The 20872-nt window shown below is 66.9% G+C and carries 12 protein-coding genes; 6 read left to right on the forward strand and 6 right to left on the reverse strand.

Annotated elements, in window-relative coordinates:
* Nucleotides 1–30: 30 nt before the first annotated feature.
* Both EBN03_RS20755 and EBN03_RS20765 read right to left on the reverse strand, forming a co-directional pair.
* Nucleotides 31–1374, reverse strand: a complete 1344-nt coding sequence (locus EBN03_RS20755; RefSeq protein ID WP_233608491.1) for a cytochrome P450 — start codon at nt 1372–1374, stop codon at nt 31–33.
* 271 nt (nt 1375–1645) lie between these two features.
* Nucleotides 1646–2500, reverse strand: a complete 855-nt coding sequence (locus EBN03_RS20765) for a helical backbone metal receptor (protein ID WP_233608492.1) — start codon at nt 2498–2500, stop codon at nt 1646–1648.
* A 143-nt stretch (nt 2501–2643) separates the two neighbouring features.
* Between EBN03_RS20765 and EBN03_RS20770 the strand changes: the two genes are divergently transcribed.
* Nucleotides 2644–3312 carry a class I SAM-dependent methyltransferase gene (locus EBN03_RS20770; RefSeq protein ID WP_233608493.1) on the forward strand — a complete coding sequence of 223 codons (669 nt, stop codon included), beginning with the start codon at nt 2644–2646 and terminating at the stop codon, nt 3310–3312.
* A gap of 59 nt (nt 3313–3371) precedes the next feature.
* On the opposite strand, the gene EBN03_RS20775 is transcribed toward EBN03_RS20770, so the two are convergent.
* A complete protein-coding gene (locus EBN03_RS20775; RefSeq protein WP_147471653.1) occupies nt 3372–7301 on the reverse strand; it encodes an nSTAND1 domain-containing NTPase in 3930 nt (1309 codons plus the stop codon).
* A 706-nt stretch (nt 7302–8007) separates the two neighbouring features.
* Here EBN03_RS20775 and EBN03_RS20785 point away from each other — a divergent pair.
* Nucleotides 8008–10440: an Ig-like domain-containing protein gene (locus tag EBN03_RS20785; RefSeq protein ID WP_158675696.1), complete on the forward strand. Its 2433-nt coding sequence runs from the start codon at nt 8008–8010 to the stop codon at nt 10438–10440.
* A 41-nt stretch (nt 10441–10481) separates the two neighbouring features.
* On the opposite strand, the gene EBN03_RS33800 is transcribed toward EBN03_RS20785, so the two are convergent.
* A complete protein-coding gene (locus EBN03_RS33800) occupies nt 10482–10712 on the reverse strand; it encodes a hypothetical protein (RefSeq protein WP_147471654.1) in 231 nt (76 codons plus the stop codon).
* Between the two features lie 405 nt (nt 10713–11117).
* Between EBN03_RS33800 and EBN03_RS20790 the strand changes: the two genes are divergently transcribed.
* Both EBN03_RS20790 and EBN03_RS20795 read left to right on the forward strand, forming a co-directional pair.
* Nucleotides 11118–14036, forward strand: a complete 2919-nt coding sequence (locus EBN03_RS20790; protein ID WP_122189762.1) for a beta strand repeat-containing protein — start codon at nt 11118–11120, stop codon at nt 14034–14036.
* A 141-nt stretch (nt 14037–14177) separates the two neighbouring features.
* Complete coding sequence (locus EBN03_RS20795) at nt 14178–15863, forward strand: GMC oxidoreductase (RefSeq protein ID WP_122189763.1); 1686 nt, start codon at nt 14178–14180, stop codon at nt 15861–15863.
* A 159-nt stretch (nt 15864–16022) separates the two neighbouring features.
* Here the strand turns inward: EBN03_RS20795 and EBN03_RS20800 are convergent, their stop codons facing one another.
* A complete protein-coding gene (locus tag EBN03_RS20800) occupies nt 16023–16490 on the reverse strand; it encodes a VOC family protein (protein WP_122189764.1) in 468 nt (155 codons plus the stop codon).
* 110 nt (nt 16491–16600) lie between these two features.
* Here EBN03_RS20800 and EBN03_RS20805 point away from each other — a divergent pair, with 110 nt between their 5' ends.
* Both EBN03_RS20805 and asnB read left to right on the forward strand, forming a co-directional pair.
* Nucleotides 16601–17599, forward strand: a complete 999-nt coding sequence (locus EBN03_RS20805; RefSeq protein WP_122189765.1) for a helix-turn-helix transcriptional regulator — start codon at nt 16601–16603, stop codon at nt 17597–17599.
* Between the two features lie 379 nt (nt 17600–17978).
* On the forward strand, nt 17979–19820 hold the full coding sequence (gene asnB, locus EBN03_RS20810) for an asparagine synthase (glutamine-hydrolyzing) (protein ID WP_122189766.1): 1842 nt from the start codon (nt 17979–17981) through the stop codon (nt 19818–19820).
* Between the two features lie 70 nt (nt 19821–19890).
* On the opposite strand, the gene EBN03_RS20815 is transcribed toward asnB, so the two are convergent.
* Entirely contained in the window at nt 19891–20862 is a 972-nt protein-coding gene (locus EBN03_RS20815; protein ID WP_122189921.1) for an AraC family transcriptional regulator, read from the reverse strand.
* Nucleotides 20863–20872: the final 10 nt, after the last annotated feature.

Consider the following 20872-nt stretch of genomic DNA (forward strand, 5'->3'; position numbering starts at 1 on the left):
GGGCCGGTTCCGGCTGCTGCCGGCGTCGGCCTAGCCGCCGGTGAGCGTGGCGGGCATGGTGCGGTAGGCGTGCAGATTCGCCAGGCGGCGCGGGGTCGGCGGGCCGTTCAAGCGCAGATCCGGGTATCGCTCGAAGAGCGATCGCAGCGCGATGACGCCTTCCAAACGAGCCAGCCGATATCCCAGGCAGCCGTGCACCCCGCCGCTGAACGCGAGGTGATCGGCGGCGTTGAACCTGGTCACATCGAATCGTTCGGGATCGGAGAAGACACCGGGGTCGTAGTTTGCTCCGGTCAGCGATAGAAGGACCAGGGAACCGCTCTTGATGCGCTGGTCGCCTACGTCGACGTCACAGTTGGCTACCCGGCAGGTCGTCCGTACGGGACCGTCGTAGCGCAGGATTTCCTCGATCGCGCTCGGCCACAGCTCGGGTTGGGCCGTCAGCAGTTCCAGCTGGTCTGGATGGCTGGTCAGCAGGGCGATTCCGTTGCCGAGCAGATTCACCGTTGTCAAGAACCCGGCGTCCAGCAGCAGTGCCGCGTTGGCCATCTGCTCGCGGCGGTTGAGCTCACCACTTGTCACCAGAACGGTCAGCAGGTCAGTGCCCGGTTCGGCGGTGATCTCGTCGATTCGCTGGTGGAAGTACTGCTTGACCTCGGCCAGCTCTTCGATGGCATGGCGATACGCGGTCCAGGTCAGGGCGCGGTCGACCAGTGGCGCACTGTTGTACCCCCACTTCAGCATGGTCGAATGCATGTCGGCGGGGAGCCCGAGAATCTCGGCGATGATCGCGACGGGTACTTGTGCGGCGAAGTCCTCGATCAGATCCGGTTGCGGTTTCGATTCCAGGCATTCGAGGAGTTCATCGGTCACTTCGACGGCGCGCTTCTCCAATTTGGTGATCGCCTTCGGGCTGAATGCGTGCCCGACCAGACGTCGGTACCGGTCGTGTTCCGGTGGATCCGTCACCAGCATGGAGGGCGGTTCGGTGAGGTTCGGGAGTTCGCGGTCCGTCTTGGCCAGCGCCCAGCGGACCGGCTTCGGGACGGCTGGGCGGTTGGGTGCGACCGCGCCGAAGCGGTTGTCTCGCAGGATGCGACGGCACAGTTCGTGATCCGCGGTGACGTACACTCCCGACAGCTTGGTCAGACGGCCCCGCTGCCGGACCTGCTCGATGGCCGACGACGCGCCGAGCGAGCCGTCCTGGCCGAAGATGATCTGCGTGAGCAGACCTCGACGCGCGAACGACCGCAGATAGAACCTGTCCACGCCGTGTAACAACAGCCACCGAATCCACGCCTCCACCATGGTCTCACCTCCCACCCCGCCCCGCAGGTGGGCGGCTCGGTCGACGATGAAGGGCCGTTCAGCCACTGTACCCGTGAAGGCAGGCGGTGCAAATATCGTTACATTGACCCTCACCTGAAAAAACAGTGGTCACGGGGCGTTTGCGGTGTCAAATTTTGACTGACGACGGTGGCGGCAACGCTCGGGGGAGTCCAGTCGGTAACGTGCAAGCAGCGGGCCGGTTCACGAACAGTCCGGACGCCTTCAGTGCCAGCCGATTCGACCGCATCAGATCGATCGGGCAGGGAGATGATCTCACGCAGGTCGCGGATCGTACTGGTCCTCACACCCGCGATACCTACCTGGCCGCGAACCGAACAACGATCGCCGCGATCGTGCTCTGGCTCCGATGACTGACAGAACAGCGAGTCGATGGTGTGGTTACGTGCGCGGGACCGCGGCGGCCAGCCGCTGGGTCAGGATCTGGCGGGCATCGACAAGGGACGGCCCGTACCAGGTGAGGCTGCGCCCGGAGACCAGGGCGACGGGAATGCCGGGGGAACATCTCGGGGCCGTCGTTCTCGGTGAACGGGTACGGTTCGTCCGGCAGCACAGCGAGTTCCACTCCGGTGGTGAGTTCGTCCGGTGACACCGTCGGGTACCGTTGCGGCCGGTCGGCGTGGACCAGCCGCAGTCCGAGCAGGCGGGCGATATCGCCGGTGAAGGTGGACCGACCGACGACCATCCAGGGATCACGCCAGATCGGTACGACCGCCGCGCGGGTCACTTCCGGTGGGGGTGCTGCCCACTGGCGGGCGGCGCGGACCAGCCAGTCCGGTGTCTCACCATCGAGCGGGACGGTGAAGAGCCGGTCCATCGCGGCCAGCGCCTCGTCGAGGGTGCGAATCCTGGTGACCCACACCGGGATTCCGGCTGACCGTAGGCGTTCCACATCGATGCGGCGGTTCTCCTCTTCGTTGCACACCACCAGATCCGGTGCGAGCGTGGCGATCCGGCGCACGTTCGGGTTCTTGGTGCCCCGGACTCGTTCGACATCCAGTTCGGCTGGATGGGTGCACCAGTCGGTCGCGGCGATCAGCAGGCCGGGGCGGGTGACCGCGATGGCTTCGGTCAGCGATGGGACCAGCGAGATCACGCGGCGTACCGGACCGGAGAGGGGGACGGTCGCGCCGAGGTCGTCGAGCAGGTCCATACCCGGACACGTTATCGACCGGATGTGATCACCGGGCCGACGACATCAAGAGCCCGGACAGGACGCACACACCCAGTAGCGGATCGCCCGCTCGACAAAACCGGGCATATGCGACGCCCGTTCCCGGGCGTATCGTCGAATTTGTGAGCAGTAGCGCCGCACCGGCGGCCGGCGTGGAGGGCTCGGGCCTGTGGACCCGGGCTTTCGCGGCGCTGTACGACCCGCTGCTGTGGCTGGGCGAGAAGGCGGGTATGGGCGCTCGTCGGCGAGATTTGCTCAGCCGGGCGCGGGGGCGGACTGTCGAACTCGGCAGCGGTACCGGCCTCAACCTGGGTTATTACCCGGACGGTCTCGACGAGCTGATCTTGACCGAACCGGAGGCCGCGATGCGTACCCGGTTGACGCGAAGGCTACGTAGCAGCCGACATCGCGCACGTGTGCTCGACGCACCGGCGGAGCAATTGCCGTTCGCGGACGGAACCGTGGATACGGTCGTCTCGACGCTCGTGTTGTGCACTGTCGACGACCCTGATCCGGTGTTGCGGGAGATCGGGCGCGTATTGCGTCCCGGCGGCCGGCTGCTGTTTCTCGAACACGTCCGCTCCGCGTCGCCGCGACTTTCCCGGTGGCAAGATCGCCTCGCCGGACCGTGGCGCCGGTTCGCGGAGGGCTGCCATTGCAACCGCGACACCCTCGAGCTGATCCGGACGTCGGGGCTGAATCTCGAAGACGTGCAAGAAATGTCGTGGCGTGGAATGCCCCCGATCGTTCGACCGCTGATCACCGGCGTGGCCGTGAAGCGCGATATCTGATCCGCACCATCGACGACGTGCGCGTCGAGCGGCCTCTAACGGCAGCTCCGGATTACCGGTCAGCGACCGGTGGGAATCGCTTGGCACGGTGAGTGATACGGCAGGCGGGGTAGGTGCGCGGCCCACACTTCCGGCGTGAGTACCCCCCGGGCAGCATCGCAGATGCGGTGTCGTGCTTCGTTGTCGTCGAGATCCCAGATACTCATCGTCCCGCTGTTGACGCCGATCAGCCGGTTGGACGAGGGGTCGAAGCTTATGTTCCAGCTGGAGGTGCCGGGCATGGTGATGCTTTGACCGATGGGCCGCGGGTGGGAGCGGTCGTGCAGGTCCCAGAGCCGCACGGTGGAGTCGGCGTCGGAGGTGGCCATGAGGGTGCCGTCGGCGTTGAAGTCGACGGATTGCACGTTGAGGGGCCCGACGGTGATCGGATCGCCGAGCTGCCGGGCGTGTCCGAGCAGGCTGATATCCCAGACGAGCACCGTGTTCCCGGCCGGGATGGCCATCGTGTGACCGTCTGCGGTAGTCGCGAACCAGGAATACGGTCGGTCGGGTTCGCTCGGGATGCGCTGGACCTCGCGAGCTTCGCCGCGGCGTGAGACATCCCAGATCCGGAGCACCGACTGCGGCGCTCCCGTGGTCGTCGCATCGAGTCCGATCGTCACCATGGTGTGGCCGACCATCCCACCCACCCGTTGTCCGCGATCGCCTGATTCGGTGCCGTACACGGCCGACGCGGTGGCGACAGGGTGCGCCGGGTCCGACAGATCCCACAACCGCACCGTGAATCCGTGCAGAAATTCCAGCAGGAACCGGTTCTCGACGTCGAATCCGCCCGCTATGGCGTCCGGGAAGTCGTACAGCGGCCGAACGTGCGACGGGTCGCTGATATCGAGCAGCTTCAGCCCCCCGTTCGGGCCGACCGGGCCGACCGCCAGGCGTCCGCTGGAGCTGATCGCCGGAAAGTTCGTTTTGGCGCCCGGCATCGGCCCGGGGCCGAGATCGGCGAGCAGCCGGACCGATCGCCGGTCGTGGATATCCCAGAGTTCGAGCCGGCCGTTCCGCACGCTGGTCAGCATGGTGCCGGCCGAACTGGGTGCCGCCAGGTCGGCGGACCAGCCGATGCGGCCGCCGACGATCGCCGGCGGCAGTGACCACAGGCGAAGCCCGCCGAGGGCGCCACCGACGGCAACGGTGTGCCCGCCGGACCCGAACGCGAGCGTGACCGGGCTGTCGACGCAGATCTGCCCCAGGTTCGTTTCCGGGCAGGACGGCGAGGGCGCGGTCAGCGGCTCCCCGATGCGGGTCGGATGGGCAGGGTCGTGCACGGACCACAGCGTGACCTTGTTCCGGTCACCTGCCGCCAGCACGGTGCCGTCGGCGTCGAATGCGAGCGAACGCAGCTCGGATTTGGCGGCGACGACCAGCGGCGGGCCGATCGGTAGGGGTCCGGCGGGGTCGGCGATGTTCCACAGCCCGACGGTGGCGTCGACGTCGCCGGTCGCCTGGTCGGCGTCGTCGCCGCTGCCGAGCGCGAGAGTCGTGCCGTCTGGGCTGAGTGCCGCCGATTGAATTCCGTTGCCGGGCACAGTGATCGGTGCCCCAGTGCGGTGGGGTGCGCTGCCTGTGGTCCAGATCTCGACCGAGTGCGGGCCCGCGACGACCAGGTTGCCGGTCGGGGTGTACGCGATCGACACGACCCTGCCGGTGCCGGGCCGCAGCTCGCCGCCTGTTACCGGTGCGGCGGGATTGTCGATGCGCCACACCTGCACTCGCGTGCTGTCGGTTGTGGCCAGCGTGTGCCCGGGGCCGAACACGACGCCGGTAGCGGCGTCGCTCAGGTGCGTCTGTAATGCAGGCGCGGCGGGATCGGTGACGTCCCACAGTCGGGCGCCGTCCCCGCAGGCCGCCGCGAGCAACCGGCCATCGGAGCTGAAAGTCGTTCCGGTGACCGGCTTTCCGCAGGTAATGGGCGGCCCGGCCGGACCGGGCGTGCCGCTGACATTCCACAGCCGGATCGTTCCGTCGGCACCTGCGGACGCGAGAAGCTGTCCGTCCGGTCGGTACGCCACCTGATGCACGGCACCTGCAGGTCCGGTCAGCGGATCACCCAACGGCAGGTTCTGGGTGCGGAGCAAGCGGGAGCGAATATCGGGATCGCCTGGTCGCAGCTGGTCGGCGACGAGCTCCAACTGGGCGGACAGGGAGGGATCGGCGCCGCGGATGCTGTCGGCCTCGGCCAGGATCTGAACCAGGTCCGCGTTGTTGTTGGCCTGTTCGGAGATCCTGGTCTGCGCGTAGGCGGCGATGCCGAGGACCAGCACGACCACGCCGAGCACGGCCAGGGCGGCCCGGGTCGCGAGCACCAGTCGTCGATGGCGCAGGTGCGCGTGCTGTGCCGCCGTGAGGAATTCGCCGACAGCCCCGGCAGTCGCACCGCCCGCTCGCCTCGCTGCTTCGAGTCGCGCTCCTCGGTACAGCAGCGCGGAATCCCGTTCGGACCCGACCCATTCGGCTGCATCCAGTGCGACCCGTTGGCGTACCAGCAGATCGACTCGGCCCGCGTCGATCCACGCACGCAGGCGCGGCCACGCCTGCAACACGATTTCGTGGGTGAACCAGACGATTTCGCCGGTCACGCCACTCTCGGCCTCGATGGAGTCGGCGGTGATCAGCCGGGCGTCGATGAGGCGGGCCAGGGCGGTCTGCGCGGCGCCGGGGTCCGCGGCTCGGGCGACCACTTGTGCGCGAGGCACTCGCCGCCGGGTGTCCGGACCGTCCGATCCCACGGCGACCAGTGCCAAGAGCACTTCTTCGGCCGCATTCTGCTCGGCGGGGGTCAGGTCCTGCCACGCCTGCTCCGCGGTGGTGGTGACCGATCCGGCTACGCCGCCGACCTTCCGGTAGCCGGCCACGGTCAGCCGCGCATTCGCCCGGCACGCCCACGTAGCGGCCATGACGTGCGACAGCAGCGGAAGGCTGCCCGGGTCGTAGGAACGTTCGTGCTCGCCGCCCAGGCCGCACAGTTCGGTGATGACGAGTTCGGCCAGGCCGGTTTCGAGATTCAGTCCGACCGCGCGGGCCGGGCCGGTGACGGCTTCGGTGAGTTCCTCGATGCGCATGGGGCCGAGGGCATAGCAGCGGGCGTTGATGGCGTCTGCGAGCGTCGGGTATCCGAGACACTGTGGAATGAAGTCGGCGCGCACCGCGACCACGACCACAGTGCGGGTGGTCCGGTTCGGGTCGGCGAGCTCGAGCAAGTGGTCCAGGAACTTCCGCCGCTCGGGTTCGCCGGCGCAGAGGGTGAACGTTTCCTCGAATTGGTCGACCACCACCAGCTCCGGTGCGGCCACGTCGCCGGATCCGATCAGTTCGGACAGTGTTTCGGCCGGTCGCGCGCCGGGCGTCATGGTGGCAACGGTCCAGCCTCCCAGTGCGGGGATCAGGCCGGCGTGCAGCAGGGATGACTTTCCGGCGCCCGAAGCGCCCATGACGACGATCAGGCCGGGCTCCTGGACCGTCGCGGCACCACGGACCAAAGCCGTCAATTCGGTTGTGGCCCGGGCCCGGCCGAAGAACCACTCGCTGTCCCGGTCCCGATAGGCACCCAATCCGGGGTAGGGGCAGGTGGCCTCCGATTCGGGGTCCCAGTCGTGCGCGGTCTGCCAGATCTTCCGCCACACAGTCAGTTGCGCCAGTTCGGGATCCAGCGGGCGGCTCGCGCGCTGGGCCTTCTCGACCAATGCGATCACCACCGGCGCCAGCGCCTCGAAGTTCGATGGCATCGTCTTGGCTTTGCGCCAATCGCTGATGCGCTGCAGGGAGATCGGACCGCCGCCCGCGGCCGATGACCGCGCGGACGCCGCGGTCGCGATCGAACCGAGGGTGGGTTTGCCGGCGGCCTCGAACAGCGCATTCAATCGGTCGGCGAAGACTCGTCGCGGTGACGGGTTCGATCGCTGCACCACGGGCGCGTCCACACTGCTCGACACGTGATCATGATGTCGGGATGTCGGGGATTCCCCAAATCTGTAGGCGCCGGGCTGCGCGGCGCACGGTCACGTGGGTTCACTCCGCCCTCGTGCACTGCTGACGATTGCGATCGGTGCCCTCGGCCGACTTACGCACACGATCGCTGCGCTGGTCCGATGCGTCGACGTCAGATGTCGCGCTGAGACTATGGGTTCGGTGATCTGCCGACGAGATCGTATTCGGTTGAGCGATAATGAAGATCGCCGGCACGATTTTGCCGCTGTTCGATCTCACCTCGGGCAAGTCTTGTCCGGTCTCTCGAAACCAACGGAAATTCCGGAAACGCAATTGCTTCGTGCTCGATGAGAATTCTCGACGCTGTCGGCACGGTGCTTTGCGGAGTGATCTCAACTATCGCAGAGATCGGCCGGACTGTCACGAGGGACGCTGCCACCGCCTGCAGACCGCCTGGTGGGGGGGCGTTTCTGAAGTTTCGGGTCCCGAAACTCGGGAGCTACGAATCGTGAATACCGGGCGTGTCGGGTGCTGGAAGATTCGGGTCCGGAAAACTCCGAATACCCTTCGTGCTGCCCGCTTCTCGATGAGTGGGCAATGTGCCGAAATTACCTCCGCGTACTTTCTGACAAAGATCGTTTACGTGCGAAGCTTACGCACGGGCCTTCTTTGCGGAGGGCTTGCTTCATATAAATCAGAGGGGCTCGAAGAATGGCATCACATCGACGGCGAAGGGTTTTCGCCGCGGCCGTGGCGCTGGGCATCGCACTGACCGGACCGGCGTTGTCGCCGAGTCTGGTGGGCGCGACACCGGCGACCACAACCACCACGACCACCACCACCACAACAACGACGGCACCAACGCACAGCACGACGACCGCGCCGGCGCCGACGACCACGGCACCACCCAAGACCACGGCACCGGCGAAGACCACGACACCGGTCCCGACGACGACCGCGGCGCAAACTGTTGCGCCACTTGCCGCTACGGCCACCACCACGGCGGCGCCGACGACGGCAGCACCCGCCACGACCACGGCAACGGCGGTCTACCCGTCGACAGCGGATGGTCAGATGGCCTGGCAGAACCTCAGCCCGGCCGTTCCCCGGCAGGCGCTCGACGGTCCGATCACCAAGGTCTACTTGGTGTTCTGGGGCAGTCAGTGGGGCACTCAGACGACCGACGCCAACGGAAACGTCGCCTTCTCCGGCGACAAATACGGCGCGGCCGGGTTGGCGCAGCAGTTCTTCAAAGGCCTGGGTACCGGCGGTGAGACCTGGTCGGCATCGGTGACGCAGTACTGCTCGCCGTCGACCCTGCACCCCGGGGACACCAAATGCCCTCTCGGGACAGCGATGGACCAGTTCATCCCCTATCCCGCCGGCGGTGTCCTCGCCGCAGGTGGGGTCTGGTACGACTCCGCGAGCCCCGCACCACTCACACCGACGCTGACGGACGTCGGCATGGAAGCGGCCAAGGCCGCCAAGCAGGCGTGGGGACACACGACCGACGCCTCGAACGCGAACTCCTACTACGTGGTCTTCACACCGACCGGTGTCAACCCGGACAAGGAGAACCCGCCGGTCGACGACCCCAACAATCCTCCCAGCGGGTGCGCCGAGCACACGTGGCTTCCTACCCAGCAAACCGGCATCGGCGCGGTCGCCTACGCCCTGCAGCCGTACACGATGGACATGGCCGACTTCACCAGCGGGCCGAACAACGGTCCGTGGTGTTCCATCTACGCGCTGCACGGCAAGCCCGCCGGCATCCTGGACGGTTTCTCGGCGGCACTCGGCCACGAATGGGCCGAGGCGATGACCGACCCGTACCCCAACCAGCTGCCGGTCGTCCTCACCTGGGAGGGTGGCTGGTACCACGGCAACGATCCGCTGAACACCGGGGAGAACGGCGACCTCTGCTACCCCGACATCCACACGCCACGGGGACCATATCTTCGGGATATCACCTTCGGCACCGGCACTTTCACCGAACAAGCACTGTGGTCGAACTATGACGGCACCTGCGTGTTCACCGACCCGATCAACACCGCACCCGCCACACCGACCGGCGTAACCCTGTCTGCCACACCGGCCACCGGAACGGTCACGCTGAATGCCACCGGCACCGACACCAACACCCATACCGTCATCTACAAGGTCGACGGTAACCAGGTCGGCACCTCCACCGCGTCGGGCTTCCCGTACAGCCTGGACACGACGACGTTGGCCGACGGGCAGCACACGGTCACCGCGATCGGCGTGAACGGTTACAACGCGGCCGGAAACGAGTCCGCGCCGGTAACTTTCACCGTCTACAACAAACCGGTGTACGAGCTGTCCACCGATAAGAGCTCGATCATGCGCTGGAACGGCCTCGGCAACGGACCCGCCGCATGGACGAAGATCGGCGGACCCGCGACCCAGATCTACGACTGCGGTTTCGGTCTCGTCGCGCTCAATACCGACGGCACCGCGTCCACCTACAACAAGTCGACCGGCACGTGGACCGACATCGGCGGTAACTCCGCCGAACTGGGCGTCACCGACTCCCACGTCTACGCACTGTCGGCCGACAAACAGCAGGTGTCGATGTGGAGCGGCACCGGCACCACCTGGACCCGGATCGGCGGCCCGGCAGCACACATCATGGCCGGCGGCGCGGGCATGTTCGCGGTCGACCCGGTTACCGGCTACCTGTCGGTCTACTACGCCAGTAACAACACCTGGATGGTGATCGCCGGCCAGAATGTCGCTTTCGCGATCGATGAAAGCCACATCTACAAGGTCGGCTCCAACGGGTATCTCGCGGTGTGGTCGACCGGCCAACCGTGGAACAACGGCACCGGCGGGAACTGGACCGTGGTCGCCACCAACGCGACGAACGCCTGGGGCGGCTTGCGGGGGATCGTCTATTCGACCTCGACGTCGAATTCCGCGTACCTGTTCAACGAGAACAACAACAGTTCCACCGCGATCGGACCGGTCGCGGCGAGCTACACCAGTAACCCGTACCGCATCTACAGCGTGGGCTCGGACGGCACGGTGTCGCAGTGGAACGGCCAGCCATGGGGCGGAGGTAGCGCGCCCGCGCCGTGGAACCCGATCAGCGGTCCGGCCGCCACCATCGTGACCGGCTCCTGACCCGACGCTGAACCGCTGAAGCCCGTTGTCCGCAACGGGCTTCAGTCGTTCCGGGGCTCGGGCCCATCGGCGGGTGCGGTCGGCACGCACAGGACGACCACCGGTGGGACCCGCAGAGTGTCGGAGGAACGGCGCATCCGCTGTTTTGCCGGGCAATCTAGCGGATGATTTGCCGACGTGCCCGGATCGTTATCTTCGGCCGAACTGGGCAGATGTCCAAAATTGGTGTCGAACTCGGCGGTAACTTTGTGAAACGACGACACTTCTGACATGTGTCCACCTATGGTGAGCGCGCTTGCCACAGACGAGATCACGGGAGACCGCAGCAGTACGCATCAGAACAAATGCCTAGGGCAAATTTTCCGAAACTCTCGGTCGAAGCCTCCGCTGAAACCCTGAGCTCCACGCAATCGCCGTCGTCTGTGATTCGGCGTTCGAATGTTGTTGATGATCGCTGGATTTCCCCGTCCGGATGGCAGCGCTCAGAAGAAATCAGTAGAAGGAAAAATGCATCAATCCTCGATGGTTGCCGGTTTCGCGGCGTCAGCGTTGCTCGTGACCGGTGAGGCTGTCTCGGGATAGGTGGCGCCGCGGGGGAGTGGGGCGATGTGCGTTCCGTCCCGCTGCCCGCGATCGAATTCCGAACGAGCGCCGAATTCTCTTCTCCAGGAAAAACAATGACGAATCGACATGTCGCCCGCATCCTTGCCGCGACCACCACGGCCGCGAGCGCTCTGGCGCTGTTCGGCACCGGCGTCGCGGACGCGAACCCCGGGAGCATCACGTGGTCCTCCGGCTCCTCGCAGTACACCCGGACCATCAGCAACGTGTCCCCGGCCGAGGGCGACACGATCACCGTGTCGACCCAGTTCGCCCGCACCAGCATCGTCGACGAGTACATCTACAACATCAAGGACCGGCATCCGGCCTGCATCACCTACGTACCCGGTTCGGCCACCATGGGTGGCAGCGCGGTGTCGAATCCCGAAGTAGTCGCCGACGAGGGCAACGGCGGCGGCTACGTGCGAGTGACGTTCGGCGCCACCTCCTGGCCGGTCCAGAACCGGCTGGGCGCCCACAGCTCCCCGACCTTCAGTGTGCAGTACAAGGTCGGTCACGGCTGTGCCCGCGGCGTCGCCCTGACCACCGGCATGGATTACGGCGGGTCGCTCGGCTCGGGGTTGTTCGACACTGAGGGCCCGTCGATCACGGTGGGCAAGAACGCCACGACCACGACCCTGGCCCCGGTCTCGGGCGCCCGCGCGGGCCAGCCGGTCACGTTGACCGCCACGGTGACCGGTGGCTCGGCCGGTGACACGATCGGTTTCTACGACGGTGGCACCCAGATCGGTACCGGCACCCTGGACGCTACCGGTACCGCGACCTACCAGTGGACGCCGACGGTGAGCGGCAACCGCACCCTGACCGCGCAATATCCGGGCACCGCGTACGCCAACGCATCGCAGTCCGCACCGCAGACCGTGAACGTCGCCGCGGCTGATGTCGCCTCCACCATCGCTCTCAACCCGGTGACGGGCGCGAAGGTGGGCACCGCGACCACGCTCACAGCCAAGGTGACACCCGCCGCGGCCGGTGGCACGGTCCAGTTCGCCGATGGCACAACCGTTCTCGGTACCGGGCAGGTCGATGCCACGGGTACTGCCACCTATCAGTGGACTCCCGCGGCTGCCGGGGCGCATACGCTGACCGCGACGTTCTCGGGCCGTGACGGTGTCACGGGATCCAGTACCACCGGGCAGGTGTCGGTCGCCGCGGCTGATGTGGCCTCGACCACCACTCTCGCTCCCGTGACCGGTGCGAAGGTCGGCACCGCGACTACCCTGACCGCGAAGGTGACCCCGGCGGCCGCCGGCGGTACCGTCCAGTTCGCTGACGGCGCTACGGTTCTCGGTACCGGTCAGGTCGACGCGACGGGTACTGCCACCTATCAGTGGACTCCCGCAGCGTCCGGCCCGCACACGGTGACCGCGACGTTCTCCGGGCGGGACGGTGTCACCGGGTCCAACACCACCGGGCAGGTGTCGGTCGCCGCGGCTGATGTCGCCTCGACCACCACTCTCAACCCGGTGGCGGGTGCGAAGGTCGGCACCGCAACCACGCTGACGGCCACGGTCACTCCCGCGGCGGCCGGTGGCACGGTCCAGTTCGCCGACGGCACAACCGTTCTCGGTACCGGGCAGGTCGATGCGATAGGAACTGCCACCTACCAGTGGACTCCCTCGGCGTCCGGGGCGCACACGCTGACCGCGACGTTCTCCGGGCGTGACGGTGTCACGGGATCCAACACCACCGCACAGGTGTCGGTCGTGGCGGCTGATGTCGCCTCCACCATCACCCTCAACACGGTGACGGGCGCGAAGGTCGGCACCGCGACAACTCTGACCGCGACGGTCACGCCTGCCGCGGCCGGTGGCACGGTCGAGTTCGCTGACGGCGCTACCGTGCTGGGGACCGGGCAGGTCGACACGACCGGCACCGCGACTTACCAGTGGACTCCTGCCGCTGCCGGGGCGCACGCGCTCACCGCGACGTTCTCTGGGCGTGACGGTGTCACCGGATCCAACACCACCGCACAGGTATCGGTCGCGGCGGCTGATGTCGCCTCCACCACCACCCTCAACCCGGTGACCGGCGCGAAGGTGGGCACCGCCACCACCCTCACGGCCACGGTCACACCTGCCGCTGCCGGTGGCACGGTCCAGTTCGCCGATGGCACAACCGTTCTCGGTACCGGGCAGGTCGATGCCACGGGTACCGCCACCTATCAGTGGACTCCCGCGGCTGCCGGGGCCCACACGCTGACCGCGACCTTCTCCGGACGGGACGGTGTCACGGGATCCAATGCTACCGGGCAGGTGTCGGTCGCTGCGGCTGATGTCGCCTCGACCACCACCCTCAACCCGGTGACGGGCGCGAAGGTGGGCACCGCGACCACCCTCACCGCCACGGTCACTCCCGCCGCAGCCGGTGGCACGGTCGAGTTCGCCGACGGCACAACCGTATTGGGGACCGGTCAGGTCGATGCGACGGGTACCGCCACCTACCAGTGGACCCCCGGGGCGTCCGGCGCGCATACGCTGACCGCGACCTTCTCCGGACGGGACGGCGTCACGGGGTCCAACACCACCGCACAGGTGTCGGTCGCGCCGGCCGATGTCGCTTCCACCACCACCCTCAACCCGGTCACCGGAGCCGCCGTCGGTACGGCGATCCCCCTGACGGTGACGGTCGACCCCGCCGCGGCCGGCGGCACCGTCACCTTCAAAGACGGTGGCACCGTCATCGGCACCGCCGCCCAGGTCGGCGCCGACGGCACCGCCACCGTCATGTGGACCCCCGCCACCCCCGGCGCGCACACCCTCACCGCCGACTACTCCGGGAACGGCACCGTCAGCGCGTCCACCACCAACGTCACCGTCACCGTCGCGGCAGCCACCACGACGACACCGGTGACCACGACCGTTCCGGTCACCACCACGGTTCCGGCGACCACCACCGCCGCCCCCAGTGGCGGGTTCGGCAGCAGCAACAGCGACATCCTGGCGGGTCTGTCGGCCGCATTCGGCCCACGCTGATCGTCGAATCCGGCATCGAGAGGTCGAACGTTCACGGACGGCAGCGGATCAATCTGAAACATCAATATTTCCAATGCGTCTTACCTGACGCGTCAAACAAGCTATAACAAGTTCTAATCTATGACTCATTAGGAGCTTTCAGTGAGTGGAACAGAAGCTGAAACCCCAGGTAACGGCGGTATCAACACCTTCGGACGCCGCGGATTCCTTGCTGCAACAGGTGTCATTCTCGGGTCGGCTGTGCTGGCCAAGAAGGCGTCGCCCGCCAACGCGCTACCGGTCGGGACGATCACCGACGGTGCGCAGCTGCCGATCCTCGTGATCGGCTCCGGCTACGGTGGCGCGGTCGCCGCGCTGCGGTTGGCGCAGGCCGGGCAGAGCGTCGCCATCGTCGAGATGGGCATGTCGTGGAGCCAGCCGGCTCCCGACGGCAAAATCTTCTGCAACATGCTGAGCCCGGACGGCCGCTCCTACTGGTTGCGCACCCAGACCGCTCAGCCGGTCAGCTACTTCCTCGGCGCCGCGTTCGACAAGACGATCCCCAAGTACACCGGTGTGCTGGATGCCGAGCAGTTCAGCCAGATCCGGGTCTACCAGGGGCGTGGTGTCGGTGGTGGCTCGCTGGTCAACGGCGGCATGGCCGTAACCCCGCAGCAGCAATACTTTCCGAGCATCCTGCCGTCGGTGGACCCGGCCGAGATGTACGCCACGTATTACCCACGGGCCAATGCCGGTTTGAAGGTCAACAACATCGACCAGGCCTGGTTCGAGACCGCGGACTGCTACCAGTTCGCGCGGGTCGGTCGCGAGACCGCCCAGGCCTCAGGCTTCAACACCCCGTTCGTGCCGAACGTGTACGACTTCAATTACATGAAGCAGGAAGACATCACGACGCCCGGTTTCGGCAGCATCGGCGGCGGCAGCGCGGTGCCGCGTTCCGCGCTGAACTCCGAGGTCATCTACGGCAACAACTACGGTAAGCAGTCGCTGGACAAGACTTATCTGGCGGCCGCGGTCGCGACCGGCAAGGTCAGCATCACCCCGCAACACGTGGTCACCAAGGTGACCCCCGCGGCGGGCACCGGCTACGCGGTGACCATGAACCAGATCGACACCAGCGGCAACACCATTGCCACCAAAACCGTGACGGCGCAGAAGGTCTTCTTCGCGGCGGGCAGTGTCGGCACCAGCAAGCTACTGGTCACCCAGAAGGCAACCGGCGCGTTGCCGAACCTGCCCACCTCGATCGGCACCGGCTGGGGCAACAACGGCAACGTGATGGTGGCCCGGGCGAACCAGCCCGCATTGCCCACCGGCAGCCTGCAGTCCTGCATTCCGGTCATGGGGATCGACAACTGGTCCAGTGTCGGTGGCCGGGCTTTCGCCGAGATCTCGCCGTTCCCGACGGGTATCGAGACCTTCGCCAGCTTGTACCTGGCGATCACCGAGAACCCCAACCGCGGGACCTTCTCCTACAACTCGTCCACCGGTGGTGTGGACCTGAACTGGCAGCAGGCGTGGAACCAGGTGAGCATCGATGCGGCCAGCCGCATCTTCGACCCGATCAACGTCAAGCAGGGCACCATTTACCGGACCGACCTCTTCGGTTTCTTCAAGACCTGGGGTGACGACTTCGCGTACCACCCGCTGGGTGGTTGCGTGCTCAATCAGTCCACGGACAATTACGGTCGCCTGCAGTCGTATCCGGGTCTGTACGTGATCGACGGTTCGCTGATCCCGGGCTGTACCACGGTGAACCCGTTCGTCACGATCACCGCCCTGGCTGAGCGCAATATCGAGAACATCATCGCCAACGACATGAAGTAGCCGCGCAGCCGAATTCCCCGGCGACCGGTGAGCCACTGGTCACAAGCCTCGTTCACGGTGATTTCCAGGAGGTCGGCGAATCGAGTCGATGCCCTGGCACCAGCCGGGGAACAGGGGTACGACCGGAATCCGGTCGTACCCCTACAGCGGCGTGGACGCTCAGGCCGGGGTGTACTCGGCCGCGACGTCGAGGATCCAGGTGATGCCGAAGCGATCGCACAGCATCCCGAACGCGGGCGCCCACTGCGCCGGGCCGAGTTCCTCGATGACCGTCGCACCGTCCGCGAGGCCCTCCCACAGCGCGCCGACCTCGTCGACGGTCTCGCCGCGAACCGAGAGGAAGAACGGCTCTTCGGTGAGGGTGGCTCCGTTCTCGCGGCGGGTCGTCGGAGCGGCCGCTGCGGCCGGTGCGCCCGCACCGGGCACGTCGTAGGCCATGACCCGGAAGCCGTTGTCCGCGATGACCTGTCCGAACACCACTTTCGCGGCGTCGGGCCACCCGGCGGGCATCCCGAAGTCGCGGTAGGTGGCGAGGGTGATCCGGCCGCCGAACACCGACCGGTAGAACTCCAGGGCCGCGCGGGCCTGGCCGTGGAAGTTCAGATGGGCAACAGCGTTTACCGACATGGTGATCCGGTCCCTTCGAATGGTGCGCGCCGGAGGATTCCGGCGACGAGTGCGACTCTGACAGCGGTAGCGGTCAGGGAATGTCCGCTTCTTGTGGCAGTGTGGGCGACATGCCGACCGCTTCTTCGGCGGTGACCTCCCGCCGCCTGCTCCGGCTGCTCTCGCTGCTCCAGGTCCGCCGCGACTGGTCGGGGGCTCTGCTCGCCCGGCGGCTCGGTGTCAGTGAACGCACGGTGCGCCGCGACGTCGATCGACTCCGCGAGCTCGGGTACCCGGTCCGGGCGGTCAAGGGACCGGAGGGTGGTTATCGACTCGAGGCGGGCAGCGAACTGCCGCCGTTGCTGTTCGACGACGAGCAGGTGGTCGCGCTGGCAGTGGCGTTGCGGACCGCGGCCGGGGCGGGTGCGGGTATCGAAGAGTCCGCCGCGCGGGCCCTCGCTACGGTCCGGCAGGTCCTGCCCGCACGGCTGCGGCAGCGCGTCGACTCCCTCGAGATCAGTGCAGTCGAATCCGCCGAGCGAGGCCCCGATCCCCAAGCCGACACCCACCTGCTGGTCGCTCTCAGCGCGGCCATCCGAGCCGGCGAGGAGGTGCGATTCGATTACGAGTCCCCGATGCGGCCGGACGACGCCGGTCTCCGGCCGCCACGGCGGGTGCAGCCTCACCACCTCGTCGCCCGGAACGGAAGCTGGTACCTGATCGGATGGGATCCCGTGCGCGGGGACTGGCGGATCTACCGCGCCGATCGCATGATCCTCCGCGTCCCCAACGGACCGCGCTTCACGGCCCGGGCGGTGCCGGGCGGGGACGTCGCCGCCTTCCTCTCGGCCCGGTTCAAGGGTTCGGACACGGTGAACGTCTGGCCGTGCCGCGGTGAGGTGATCCTGGATATCCCTGTCGCACAAGTGATCCCGTTCGCCGGCGACGGAATCGTCGAAGAACTCGCCCCCACCCGAACCAGGCTCGCGTCCGGTTCTTGGTCCTGGGCAGCCCTCGCCGCAACCTTGGCGCGGTTCGACGCCGAGATCGAGGTTGTCGGCCCGCAGGCCCTGCGCGACGCGTTCGCCCGCTTGTCGGGGCGCGCCGGCCGCGCCGCCGGACTCAGCTGAATTCGGGCAGCAGCGGAACTGCTCATCCGGCGGCCGATGCGATTGCCGCATCGCTGATTTCTAGAAAGCGTCGGCGCGCTGCCGGATCGTGTGCCCGGGGTGTGCGGCCTGCTGTCTGTGCGGCTCGGCCGCTCGATGCGCCGATGGTCCCTGCGGGCCATTCGTCGAGCCTCGCGGGATGTCGCCGCCTCGGTGTATTTGCTTCGATCCGGTACGGCCCGCGTCTGTCGCTTCGCACCGGTGGTCAGCGGCTCTACTGCGTGATTGCAGTGTATTCGCTTGTGTCGCAATAGATTTCACCTGTTTACCTCTCAACTCCTCTGTGTTACAACGGAATTACGCATAGTTGCTGTAGCTAACCATTTTCGGAGGCTGTGAGATGTGCGGTATCACCGGCTGGGTATCCTTCGAGTCCGATCTGACCGGGCGGCAACAGGTCGTCGACGCCATGACGGAGACGATGTCGTGCCGCGGTCCCGACGACGTCGGGGTTCGGCTGTGGCCGCATGCGGCGCTGGGGCACCGGCGACTGGCGATCATCGACCTGCCCGGCGGGCGCCAGCCGATGAGCGTGGACACGCCTGGCGGTGCGATCACCATCGTCTATTCCGGTGAGACCTACAACTACGCCGAACTGCGCGCGGAACTGGCCGGACGTGGGCATCGGTTCCGGACCGACAGCGATACCGAGGTGGTGCTGCGCGCCTATCTGGAGTGGGGTGAGGCGCTGGTCGACCGGCTCAACGGCATGTACGCCTTCGCCATCTGGGATCAGCGCACCGAGCAACTGCTGATGGTGCGGGATCGCATGGGTATCAAGCCCTTCTACTACTTTCCGACTCCGGACGGGGTGCTGTTCGGCTCCGAACCGAAGGCGATCCTGGCGAACCCGCTCGCGAGTCGCACGGTCGATCTGGACGGGCTGCGCGAGCTGTTCTGCTTCACCAAGGCGCCCGGCTGGGCGTTGTGGCAGGGGATGTCCGAGGTATTGCCGGGGACGCTGATGACCGTGGACCGCAACGGAATCCGATCACGGACCTACTGGCGGCTACGGGCCGTGGAACACACCGACGGGCGGGACGACACCGTCGCGCGAGTACGCGAACTGCTCACCGACATCGTGGACCGGCAGCTGGTCGCCGATGTGCCACGCTGCGTGTTGCTCTCCGGCGGACTGGATTCCAGCGCGATCACGGGTCTGGCGGCCGCGCGACTGCAGCAGGACGGTGAGCGGGTGCGCACCTTCTCGGTCGATTTCGTCGATCAGGAGCGGAATTTCGTCCCGGACGACTTCCGCGGAACCCCTGATTCGCCGTTCGTCCGCGAGGTGGCCCAGCTGGTCGGCTCGAAACACCAGGACGTGATACTGAATCCGGAGCACTTGGCCGATCCCGAGGTGCGGCGGCGGGTGATCGGGGCGCGCGACATTCCGGCCGGGCTGGGCGATCTGGACAACTCGCTGTTCTTGTTGTTCAGCGCGATTCGGGCCGAATCGACGGTGGCGCTGTCCGGGGAGTCGGCGGACGAGGTGTTCGGTGGTTACAGCTGGTTCCACGACGACGTGGTCCGCAAGGCGGACACCTTCCCTTGGATGGCGTTCGACAACCCGTTGTCCGACGCCCAGCGCACTTTCGTGAATCCCGATCTGCTGCCGCGGCTTCGGTTGCCCGAATACGCGGCCGATCAGTATGCGACCGCGGTCGGTGAGGTGGAACATCTCGGCGGTGAAGACGAGCTGGAGTACCGGATGCGGACGATCTGCCATCTGCATCTGACCCGGTTCGTGCGAATGTTGTTGGACCGCAAGGACCGTATGTCGATGGCGGTCGGCCTGGAGGTGCGGGTGCCGTTCTGTGATCACCGGCTGGTCGAATACGTCTACAACACGCCCTGGTCGCTGAAGACCTTCGACGGGCGGGAGAAGAGTCTGCTGCGGCACGCCACCGCGCACGTGCTGCCGCGCTCGGTGGTGGAACGGGTCAAGAGCCCCTACCCGTCCACCCAGGACCCCGGCTACGCCGCCAACCTGCAACGCCAGGCGAAAGAGATCCTGGACCAACGGAATTCACTGGTGTTCGATCTGGTGGACCGGGACTGGGTGACTCGGGCGGCCGCCCTCGACCCCGTGGGCCTGGACCCGGCCGTGCGCACCGGACTGGATCACGTCATCGACCTCTACACCTGGGTCGAGATGTACGCGCCGTCACTGCGGCTGGACTGAGGGCTCGGTGCCCCTGCGGCTACTGCCACCCGAGGCTTCGAGGAACGCCGGCGGGCCGAACGCCGAGATCCTAGCTCGGCAGCGAATCCACTTGCCGGGCATCGGAATCGGAGACGCTGATGCCGAGGCGGTGGTCGCGTGGACTGATGCCGAAGTGGCGTTTGAAGGCCGAACTCAGGGCGAAGGCCGTGCCGTATCCGACTCGGCGGGCGATGGATTCGACGGTGGCATCGGATTCGGCGAGCAGATCCGCGGCCAGCGACAACCGCCAGTCGGTCAGGAAGGTCATCGGCGCTTCGCCGACCAGGTCGGTGAAACGGCGGGCCAGGGCGGCGCGGGACATGCCGACCGCCTCGGCCAGTGCGGCCACGGTCCACGCGTGGGCGGGATTGTGCTGGAGCAGGCGCAGCGCCTTGCCGACCAGCGGGTCGCTGTAGGCGTGGTACCAGGCGGGGGCGTCGGTTCGGTCGAACCAGGCCCGCAACGCGGCGATGAGCAGCAGATCCAGCAGCCGGTCCAGCACCGCGCTCTGCGCGGGTCGATCCACGGTGGCCTCGTCGACCAGGAGATCGAGCAGGCGGGTGTCGACCTCACCGCGCGCCAGGACCGCGACCTCCGGCAGTGCGCGCAGCAGCCGGTGACTGACCGCACCGGAGGATTCGTAGGTGCCGGTCACCAGCACGGTCGCGCCCGCGGCGGCGGTACCCCACTGCCGCACGCCGAGACTCAATGTCTCGCAGAGTATTTCGCCGTCGAGAGTGGTCGTCACCTGGCCGGGATGGATGATGATCTGCGGCGCGGTCGCCGGGTCGTCGGCGATCGTATACGGCCGCGGCCCACGGAAGATCGCGACGTCACCGGCGGTCAGCTGTCGCGGTGGCGCGGAATCTGTACGCACCCAGGCGGTTCCGCGAATCAAGGCCACCACGGTGAGCGGGGCTTCGTCCTGGATCCGCAGCGACCACGGCGGATCGAGCAGCGAGCACATCAGGAACGCACCGCGCGCCCGCGGACCCTCGAGCAGACCGGCCAACGCATCCACGGCTCCAGCG

Origin of the sequence: Nocardia stercoris, assembly GCF_003696265.1 — a bacterium.
Taxonomy (GTDB): domain Bacteria; phylum Actinomycetota; class Actinomycetes; order Mycobacteriales; family Mycobacteriaceae; genus Nocardia; species Nocardia stercoris.

Excerpts from the sequence above, each read along its gene's own strand:
- EBN03_RS20765 (WP_233608492.1), bottom strand. The coding sequence starts at position 2,500 with ATGGACCTGCTCGACGACCTCGGCGCGACCGTCCCCCTCTCCGGTCCG.
- EBN03_RS20785 (WP_158675696.1), top strand. The coding sequence starts at position 8,008 with ATGGCATCACATCGACGGCGAAGGGTTTTCGCCGCGGCCGTGGCGCTG.
- EBN03_RS33800 (WP_147471654.1), bottom strand. The coding sequence starts at position 10,712 with ATGTCAGAAGTGTCGTCGTTTCACAAAGTTACCGCCGAGTTCGACACC.
- EBN03_RS20790 (WP_122189762.1), top strand. The coding sequence starts at position 11,118 with ATGACGAATCGACATGTCGCCCGCATCCTTGCCGCGACCACCACGGCC.
- EBN03_RS20800 (WP_122189764.1), bottom strand. The coding sequence starts at position 16,490 with ATGTCGGTAAACGCTGTTGCCCATCTGAACTTCCACGGCCAGGCCCGC.
- EBN03_RS20805 (WP_122189765.1), top strand. The coding sequence starts at position 16,601 with ATGCCGACCGCTTCTTCGGCGGTGACCTCCCGCCGCCTGCTCCGGCTG.
- asnB (WP_122189766.1), top strand. The coding sequence starts at position 17,979 with ATGTGCGGTATCACCGGCTGGGTATCCTTCGAGTCCGATCTGACCGGG.